The following is an 8,173-nucleotide window of genomic DNA, read 5'->3' as shown; positions in this document are numbered from 1 at the left end:
ATGCGTACCTGCTGGAACTCCTGGCCGTTAGATGAGGCGTTATGTTTAGTCGTTGGAGAGGTTGCCGTGACCTTCCGCCATGGCGACGACGACTTTGCGCGGCCCTTTGAACGGCGTGCGCGCATGGGCGACCAGCATGTTGTCGAGCATCAGCACATCGCCTGCCTGCCAGGGGAACATCACCGTTTCGTCGGCCAGTACGCCGCGGATCTCATCGAAGATGGCATCGTCAATGGGGCTACCATCGGCAAAGAAGACGTTACGCGGCATGTCTTCGGGGTCGAGCAGCTCTTCCAGCGACTCTCGCACCTCTGGCTGCAGGTTGGAGACATGGAAAAGATGGCCCTGGTTAAACCACACCTGCTCACCGGTGACAGGGTGAGTCTCTATGCTTTGGCATAACTGGGTAGTACGCAGGTCGCCATCAGGCTTCCACTCACAACGAATCCCCGCGCGCTGGCAGAATGCCTCCACCTCGGCACGGTCTTCGGTGTTAAACACCTTTTGCCAAGGCATGTCGAAATCGCCGTAGTTGCGTACGTAGAGAATGCCGGGGGCAAAGCGCTCGCGGATCTCTGCAGGCATACGGCGGTAAATAGCGCGGCTATCGGCTATCGGCGTCTCTCCCCCTTCGGGGGAAGCGGTGACACAGTGGAACCAGATTTTCATCGGCCACTCGCGGGTGTAGGCCTGCTCATTGTGGAGGGGAATATGTTGATGAGCGGGGTACTCGGTCGAGGTATAAATGCCCGACGAAACCGCTGAACGCGGTGTTGAGGCGAACTCATAACTCAGCAGAGGATGACCAAAGGCGGCAGCAAACTGCTGAAAATCGTCCACGGAGGGAACATCGAAACCTCTTAGCAACACCCCACCGACTCTGGCCACCAGCGTCTCAATATCCGCGCGCAACTCGCCAAAGGCTTCCAGCAGTGGCTGCCCTGGGTAGGAGGGAGAAATCATAATGGGCAGCTCCGAATCAGCAGGCCCCTGACGTTTGGATATGGTGTTGGTTTGTTGCGTTGGTGTTGCGCTTTGGCTGTCCATTATTGATCTCCTGAAAATTCGTTGAGTAGCGTTTGCCCTGGGCGTTTGTGTGGGAATAGCCTGAATCGACATAGCCTGAATCGATATAACCCAGGGCAGCGGCATAGCCACTCGGCGCTGGCAGCGGCCATGCTTGCAAAGGTGATGACACGGGAAGCGAGTGCTCAAGGTGATAGGTGCCTGGCGACCCTAAAGAGGAAGTGATCGAGAGCGCCTGCAAATGATCAGCGATGCCCAGGCCCAGGGCTTTGAGCACCGCCTCTTTAACCACCCAGCGCTCCATGAAGGGCAGTGCGATGCCGTCGCGTGCGTGGTCGAGCTGCTCACTCGGCGATAGCACCAGCCCTTGCAGCGGCGCCAGTTCGGCCTCGGGTCGGCAACGCTCAATATCGACCCCCACCGCTCCGCCGGGAGCAATCGCGATCAGGGCGACATGGCCAGAGTGGGAGACATTGAAAGCAGGCCCATCAGCGTTTTCCAACGCTGGTTTGCCGTAAGCGTTCTGAGTGAACACCAACTTTTCTGGCGCTATACCGGTGTGCGCTGATAGCAGTCGCCGCAGGGCCGCTCGAGTCGCCACGGCGCGTACGACATCGGCGTGACGGCGAAGCCGCTGGGCGCGCTGCCACTCGGCTCGACTCAGCAACCGATCATCTTCGTCAGCCACCGGGGCGTTCAGACCGAGCGATAAGCGCCAGACTTCAAGCCCCTCAGGAGCCCCTTCAGCTAACTGCAGGCGCTGCATGGGGCACCTCCTCAAGCCGTCGAGTCAGCGCCCGTTCGATAGTCTCCAGCACTTGTGCTTGCTGCTGGCGAATAAAGAAGTGCCCTCCTTCGAACCAGTCCAACGAGAACGCCCCGCCCGCTTCTCGCTGCCACGCTTCTAAACGCTCTCTTTCGATATCGTCATCGCGCCCTGCGAGTACCTGTAAGGGATAACCAAACGGCGACCCGCCGCGATAGCGGAAACTGCGGCAGAGGCGATAGTCCGCCGCCAACACATCAAGAGTGAGGCGCAGCAGTTCCGGGCTTTCGAACACTTCCTCTGGGGTGCCGCCCTGTTGGCGTAGATCCGCGATTAAGGCCTTATCGTTATCAAGCCCCGCTAAACGCTCTGAGTCGCGCATTGAGGGTGCCGCACTGCCTGAGGCGAATAGCATCCGTGGCTGAGGTCGCCCTACATCGCGCAAGCGAGCTGCCATGCCGTAGGCCAACAACGCCCCCATGCTGTGACCGAACAGGGCAAAGTCGCCGCGCATCCGCGTTGCTTGCTCTTCGCACAGCCGCACGACCTGGGACTCGAAGTCATCGATGAGCGACTCACCCAGGCGCTCACCACGCCCAGGCAGCTCGACGGGATATACCTCGATCCAGGCGGGCAACTGACGCTTCCAGCGCAGATACATGGTGGCGCTAGCCCCGGCACAGGGCAGGCAGAGCAGTCTTAAACGCTTAACCTGCATCCACCTGCTCCGCCTCAGCGTTAGCCTGCTCATCCATCCACTGGCGCAGCGACAGTGGCCGCATATCAGTCCAGGTCTTTTCGACGTAGTCGAGGCAGGTTGGCTTATCGCCGAGTACGCCGGTATCGGTCCAGCCAGCGGGAATCGCTTTCCATTCTGGCCAGAGGGAGTACTGCTCTTCGTGGTTGACTAATACACGGAAGACACCATCTTCACGATCAAAACAGCTTGTCATGGGACTAACCTCATCGTTGCCAAAGGAATGAGAAATAAAACGCAATTACTTCTCATTACTCAATGACGAGTGAGGCGTCAGAAAATTTAATGTTGGGGTAGGAAAATAGAAAAAATAAGGGGAGGGGCCGCTAGGGCGTAGGCATAGAATTACCTTTGCCAGACTAAGAATTGCACCAGTAGGAGGAAGCTTTAGCTCGCGACCATTTAGTTAGCCTGACAACCGAAGGAGGAGAGTAAAAAAAACAGTGACTGATCAGTTGCGCTCATCACCACTTGGAATCATCCCCGTTAGCAGCCATAGCTGTTCGGCTTCACGAAATACACGGCGGTGCTGAGAAGAAGCCGCTAACCACGCATGAAGCGCCTCGCGATCAGCGTCGCTCAACGTCTCTTCATGCTCGCGCATCAGCCAGTCTAGCGCCGTTTGCCAAACGGCATCATCGCCGCTGTCGTTATCCATCGTTACTGTCAAACCTCGCTACTGCTGCCTGCTGAACACCTGTCTCGGGAAGCGTGTAATATTATCAACGCTATTTGCTGACAGTGTAACAAAGCGACAACAAAGAAGGGACGGAACGTGGGCTTACCGATCTGGCAACGTTTAACCTTGTAGCGACTGGCGGCAATGCGTCAATGCGTCAATGCATCGCGAATCATAAAATTAACTAACGTGGTGGAAATACCTAACAAGTGAGCCACTTCCCGCTGCGTATGACTTCCCGAACGATAGAGCTCAAAAGCGCGCCGCGTACGCTCAGGCAGCTCGTCCAACGCGTCCACCACCTGTGCCAAGGCCTGGCGGTCAATCGCGATCACCTCTGGAGAGTGTGACGCGTAAGAGGCGGCCTCCCCTTCCTCTTCTTTTGCAAACAAAGTTGACTCAAACGCCGAACGGCGGCAGCGGTCAATGGCGAGGTTGCGCACCACACGTGACACATAGGATATGGGCTGCTTCACCTCAAAAAGCGTGGTTGCTTCCGAAATTTTCAGATAGGCATCCTGCACAACATCATCGGCTTGATCAGCATTGCCCAATACTCTTGCGGCGACACAGCAGAGCCGGGGCCGCTGATTAACGAAGATATCTTCTAACTCAGCGCTCCAGGTCTGGGTATCCACTGATTGGCCTCCTGCCTTAACTAACACCACAAAATAAATAACAATAATTATTATTTGCGTTAACAGGCAGTAAAGTCAATCAGCGAGGCCTAATCCTCTTTTCATAACGATATGCTTGTACTAAACAACTGACCTACCAAACCAAAAACGTCTACTGTCATCGCCACGTCATGGATGGTTCGTTACCTTTAGCAAATGATTTGATAACAGCCATATAAGCCCCAGGAGAAACGACATGCTTGAGAGCGAAAACAGCTTGCTGGAAACAGTTAAGCAAGCTGCCTATGAGGCGGGCGTGCTGTTGCGCGAGGGGTATTCGCAAAAGGGGCGGATTGCTTTCGAGCAAAAGGGGGCGTCAGACTTTGTGAGCTACTACGATACGGCCGCCGAGAGTATCATTATCGACTGCATCAGCAGCGCCTTTCCCGATATCGCTTTCCTCGGTGAAGAGAGCGGCCTGACGCCCACCGATAGCGACTATACCGTGATTATTGACCCCCTTGATGGCACCAGCAATTTTCTGCATGGCGTGCCTCATTTCTCGGTGTCTATTGCGGTCACCAAAGGTGATGCGCTAATTATCGGTGTTGTCTATCAACCACTCCTAGATGAGATGCTTTGGGCAGGCCAAGGTGCGGGCGCCTTTCTCAATGACCGCCCGTTAACAACACCAGTCCCTCGCCCGCTAACCGAGATGCTGGTGAGCACTTGTCTGCCCTATCACGCTAAAGGCAACTGCACGACAGCGCTAAATCAACTCGCGACATTAATGCCCCAAGTGGCGGGTATCCGCAGCCCTGGTTCAGCGGCACTTGAGATCGCCTATCTCAGCCTAGGTCGGTTTGATGCTTTTTGGTCGCAAGGCGCCGCGCTCGACTTCTGGGATATCGCTGCCGGTATTGTGATAGCTCGGGAAGCTGGATACACCGTCACGGATATCTCTGGTGAGGCAAATCCTGTTCAATGGAACAGCCTAATTGCTGCGCACCCCGAGCAGCATAGCCAACTGCTAGCATGTTTAAGCTCTTGCTAACAGAATATCCGCTCCACCCCTAATGCAAGTCAGTTAAGCCGACCGGCATTATCTGATGGGCTGGTTTTTTTGTTTAATAAGTGCCTGACGATGACTCCACCCCAGCCCTCCGTGCCGCCCTCGTCACTCCTACAGGCCCTACCACTTCGTCATTCCCGCAGGCCCTACCACTTCGTCATTCCCGCAGGCCCTGCCACTTCGTCATTCCCGCAGGCCCTTAGCGGGAATCCATGTTGACCAGGGGTTTCGGGCTGCTGCAGGCCAAGGTCAAGGTGGATTCCCGATTACCCCACTCGGGAATGACGGTTCGGTGACTCAGGAATGACGGTGCGGCGACTCCACCCCAGCCCTCCGAACCGCCCTCGCCATTCCCGCAGGCCCTGCCACTTTGTCATTCCCGCAGGCCCTTAGCGGGAATCCATGTTGACCTGAGGCTTCGGGCTGCTGCAGGCCAAGGTCAAGGTGGATTCCCGATAACCCCACTCGGGAATGACGGTGCGGTGGCTCAGGAATGACGGTGCTGTGGCCACTTTGCTATATGGAACTAGGGGATAATGCTAGTCAGCCTTAACTGACTGATATTACGCCCCCCTGAGTTCAAACGCTGTATTGTGCGTTGATAAAAAATAAGCCGCTGGCCCCAGGAGATTCCCTGCTTATTTTTTGTGCTTTCCTCCCTGGCGCGCTTTGAAGCGCGGATTCGTTTTACAAATGACATACAGCCGTCCGCGACGTTTGACCACTTGGCAATCAGGATGGCGGTTTTTGGCGGACTTGAGCGAGCTAAGTACTTGCACTCTATATATCCTCTACTTAGCGCCAGAAGAGCGGCGCGAAACCAAACCGAAGCGCTGCTGAAAACGCGCCACCCGACCTTCAGCAGAAACTCTGCGCTGCTCGCCGGTATAGAAAGGGTGAGAAGCGCTAGAGACATCCAGGTCAATCAATGGGTAGGTATTGCCATCATCCCAGACAATTGTCTGCGTTGAGGTACAGGTAGAACGGATCCGAAACGTGGCACCGCAGCTGGTATCGCGGAACACTACGTAGCCATAAGCGGGATGTATGCCCTTTTTCATACTCAACTCCTTCAACCTAAAAGATACAAGATAACATATCAATTACACATGATTCTCATTACCATGTAAAGGTTATCTTGCAAGCCTACCCTCGTTAACTCACAACCCAACGCTTGCCCCGTAGCACTGCGTTAGCCGCCAATACTCAAGCCCTCGCAGGGCTTATCTAAGCCCAACAACAGAAATCTTTTAATTTTTTTGTTAAAAATGAGAACCATTAGCACTAGAATAGAGCCATTATTATTAACCCTATCGCCAGGAGTCATTCATGTTCGAGGTCAAAGGCGCTACCTTTGAAATCAATGGTAAGCAGATTCTAAATCCCATTGACCACAGCTTTCATGAGGGCAAGGTTTACGGCTTGATTGGCCACAATGGCTCGGGAAAGTCGACGCTGATTAAGCTGATGGCCCAGCAGCAACCCACCAGCCAAGGCGAGATTCACTTTGACCAGCGCCCACTGCGTGACTGGGGAAATCGCGAGTTTGCTCGTCAGGTAGCTTATCTGCCCCAGCATTTACCCAGCGCTGAAAGCCTGACTGGGCGCGAGCTGGTGGCTTTTGGTCGCTACCCTTGGCACGGCCTGCTCGGTCGCCATAACCAGAAAGACAAAGACGCCATTGATCGCGCCATCGCCCTTACCCACACAGAGGCCTTTGCCGACCGCTTAGTCGATACACTCTCCGGCGGCGAGCGTCAGCGAGTATGGTTGGCTATGCTACTCGCCCAGGGAAGTCGTTTCTTGCTGCTCGATGAGCCACTAGCAGCACTGGATATTGCTCACCAAATTGAAGTGCTAGCGCTGGTTCGCAAGCTATGCGATGAGCTGAACCTTGGCGTCATTATTGTATTGCACGATATCAATATGGCATCACGCTACTGTGATGAACTGATGGCACTGCATAGCGGTCGCTTGCTGGCCCATGGCAGCCCGGATGATTTGATGAGTTGCAGCACCTTAGAAGCGATTTATGGCCTACCCATGCAGGTGATGAAACACCCCAATGGGGAGCACAATATTGCTGTAGCCCAATGAGTGAAGACATACCGACGCGCTAATGCCAGACGAGATCACTGTCCACATTAGCGCGCCTATTTAATCACTCCTTCTTGATACCGGCTTTCCAGACTGACTCACATCGTGTCGGTACAGTGTTGTATTTCATCAGCCATTTGGTTAAGTAGTGCGTCGTAAAGCCCTGCACCTAGTGTTAAGCCAACGCCTAGAGGGTCCATTACACCAATATAAACATCCGTATCGCCAAAGACAGTATCAACGATTTGCGGATTAAATTGCGGTTCGCTGAATACACACGTAACGCCTTCTGCATCAACTAACTGCTGGATAGTTTCAATACGTCTCGGGCTGGGTGAGGATGCGTCACCGATAGAAATAGCACCAGCCGCAGTGACACCCAACGCTTTTTCAAAGTACTGATAGGCATCGTGAAATACGATAAAGCGAGTCTGCTCGCTATTGGCTAAGCGTTCCTTTAAATCTTGCTCAAGTGCTTCAAGTTCTTGCTGGCCTTGTGCCGCATTAGCACGATAGTGGGCGGCATTGTCAGGATCGATTTCGCTAAGTTGCTGGGCAATGGCATCGAGCCAGCGCCGCGCATTACCAGGATCCAGCCAACCATGTGGATCTTGCCCATCGTGATAATGGTCGTGGTCGTGGTCGTGGTCGTGGTCGTGGTCGTGGTCGTGGTCGTGGTCGTGGTCGTGGTCGTGGTCGTGGTCACCCAGATCAAACGTCGCGCCTTCACGATATGCAAACGTATTAATGCCGGGTACGCCCATTAGTTCCAGATGCTCGGCGTCGTTTGCCAAATTGGCGATCGGAGCCGATAACCAAGGCGTTAGATCATTACTTACCCATACGACCACATCAGCATCATTTAACACTTTGGCTTCCGAAGGCCTCAGTGAGTAGCCGTGGGGTGATGCACCAGGCTGAATGAAAAGGTCGGGAGTCCCGAGATCCCCCATAACTTTGGCCACTAGCGAATGAACCGGCGGAATGTCTACCGCCACACGGGGAACATCTGCTAGGGCTGACAAGGGAAAGCTCGCTAATAGCGGCAGGGTGTAACGTGAAATTCTGTACTTCATGTTTTTCTCCAAATTATCAAAACCATAATTCCCCCACTCTCATACGACCTATCTAGAAAGCGCTTATAGCCGCAGAAGCATTA

General features: G+C 54.3%; 11 protein-coding genes. 2 read left to right on the top strand and 9 right to left on the bottom strand.

Going from position 1 to position 8,173, the window contains the following annotated elements; genetic code table 11:
- Window positions 1-45: 45 nt before the first annotated feature.
- The 6 genes from NDQ72_04565 to NDQ72_04540 all read right to left on the bottom strand — a co-directional run bounded on the left by NDQ72_04565 (window position 46) and on the right by NDQ72_04540 (window position 3,866).
- Window positions 46-1,047 carry a TauD/TfdA family dioxygenase gene (locus NDQ72_04565; GenBank protein ID WKD29227.1) on the bottom strand — a complete coding sequence of 334 codons (1,002 nt, stop codon included), beginning with the start codon at window positions 1,045-1,047 and terminating at the stop codon, window positions 46-48.
- A complete protein-coding gene (locus NDQ72_04560) occupies window positions 980-1,792 on the bottom strand; it encodes a 4'-phosphopantetheinyl transferase superfamily protein (GenBank protein ID WKD29226.1) in 813 nt (270 codons plus the stop codon). Before NDQ72_04560 ends, NDQ72_04565 begins: the two co-directional genes overlap by 68 nt.
- Window positions 1,770-2,510, bottom strand: coding sequence for an alpha/beta fold hydrolase (locus NDQ72_04555; GenBank protein WKD29225.1), 741 nt, complete (start codon window positions 2,508-2,510; stop codon window positions 1,770-1,772). The genes NDQ72_04560 and NDQ72_04555 overlap by 23 nt, the downstream gene beginning before the upstream one ends.
- Window positions 2,500-2,745 carry an MbtH family NRPS accessory protein gene (locus tag NDQ72_04550; protein ID WKD29224.1) on the bottom strand — a complete coding sequence of 82 codons (246 nt, stop codon included), beginning with the start codon at window positions 2,743-2,745 and terminating at the stop codon, window positions 2,500-2,502. The genes NDQ72_04555 and NDQ72_04550 overlap by 11 nt, the downstream gene beginning before the upstream one ends.
- Before the next feature lie 255 nt (window positions 2,746-3,000).
- Window positions 3,001-3,219: a DUF4880 domain-containing protein gene (locus NDQ72_04545; GenBank protein WKD29223.1), complete on the bottom strand. Its 219-nt coding sequence runs from the start codon at window positions 3,217-3,219 to the stop codon at window positions 3,001-3,003.
- A gap of 158 nt (window positions 3,220-3,377) precedes the next feature.
- Window positions 3,378-3,866 carry an RNA polymerase factor sigma-70 gene (locus NDQ72_04540; protein WKD29222.1) on the bottom strand — a complete coding sequence of 163 codons (489 nt, stop codon included), beginning with the start codon at window positions 3,864-3,866 and terminating at the stop codon, window positions 3,378-3,380.
- A 235-nt stretch (window positions 3,867-4,101) separates the two neighbouring features.
- Between NDQ72_04540 and NDQ72_04535 the strand changes: the two genes are divergently transcribed.
- Complete coding sequence (locus tag NDQ72_04535; protein WKD29221.1) at window positions 4,102-4,899, top strand: inositol monophosphatase; 798 nt, start codon at window positions 4,102-4,104, stop codon at window positions 4,897-4,899.
- Between the two features lie 656 nt (window positions 4,900-5,555).
- On the opposite strand, the gene ykgO is transcribed toward NDQ72_04535, so the two are convergent.
- Together ykgO and NDQ72_04525 are read right to left on the bottom strand one after the other, a co-directional pair.
- Window positions 5,556-5,696 carry a type B 50S ribosomal protein L36 gene (ykgO, locus tag NDQ72_04530; protein WKD29220.1) on the bottom strand — a complete coding sequence of 47 codons (141 nt, stop codon included), beginning with the start codon at window positions 5,694-5,696 and terminating at the stop codon, window positions 5,556-5,558.
- Between the two features lie 12 nt (window positions 5,697-5,708).
- Window positions 5,709-5,978, bottom strand: coding sequence for a type B 50S ribosomal protein L31 (locus tag NDQ72_04525; GenBank protein ID WKD29219.1), 270 nt, complete (start codon window positions 5,976-5,978; stop codon window positions 5,709-5,711).
- 268 nt (window positions 5,979-6,246) lie between these two features.
- On the opposite strand from NDQ72_04525, the gene NDQ72_04520 reads away from it, so the two are divergent.
- Window positions 6,247-7,014: an ATP-binding cassette domain-containing protein gene (locus NDQ72_04520; protein WKD29218.1), complete on the top strand. Its 768-nt coding sequence runs from the start codon at window positions 6,247-6,249 to the stop codon at window positions 7,012-7,014.
- A gap of 98 nt (window positions 7,015-7,112) precedes the next feature.
- On the opposite strand, the gene NDQ72_04515 is transcribed toward NDQ72_04520, so the two are convergent.
- Window positions 7,113-8,090, bottom strand: a complete 978-nt coding sequence (locus NDQ72_04515; protein WKD29217.1) for a zinc ABC transporter substrate-binding protein — start codon at window positions 8,088-8,090, stop codon at window positions 7,113-7,115.
- Window positions 8,091-8,173 lie beyond the last annotated feature (83 nt).

The sequence above is a fragment of the Halomonas sp. KG2 genome, from assembly GCA_030440445.1.
GTDB lineage: Bacteria > Pseudomonadota > Gammaproteobacteria > Pseudomonadales > Halomonadaceae > Vreelandella.
This window is presented reverse-complemented; position numbering and strand designations above follow the sequence as displayed.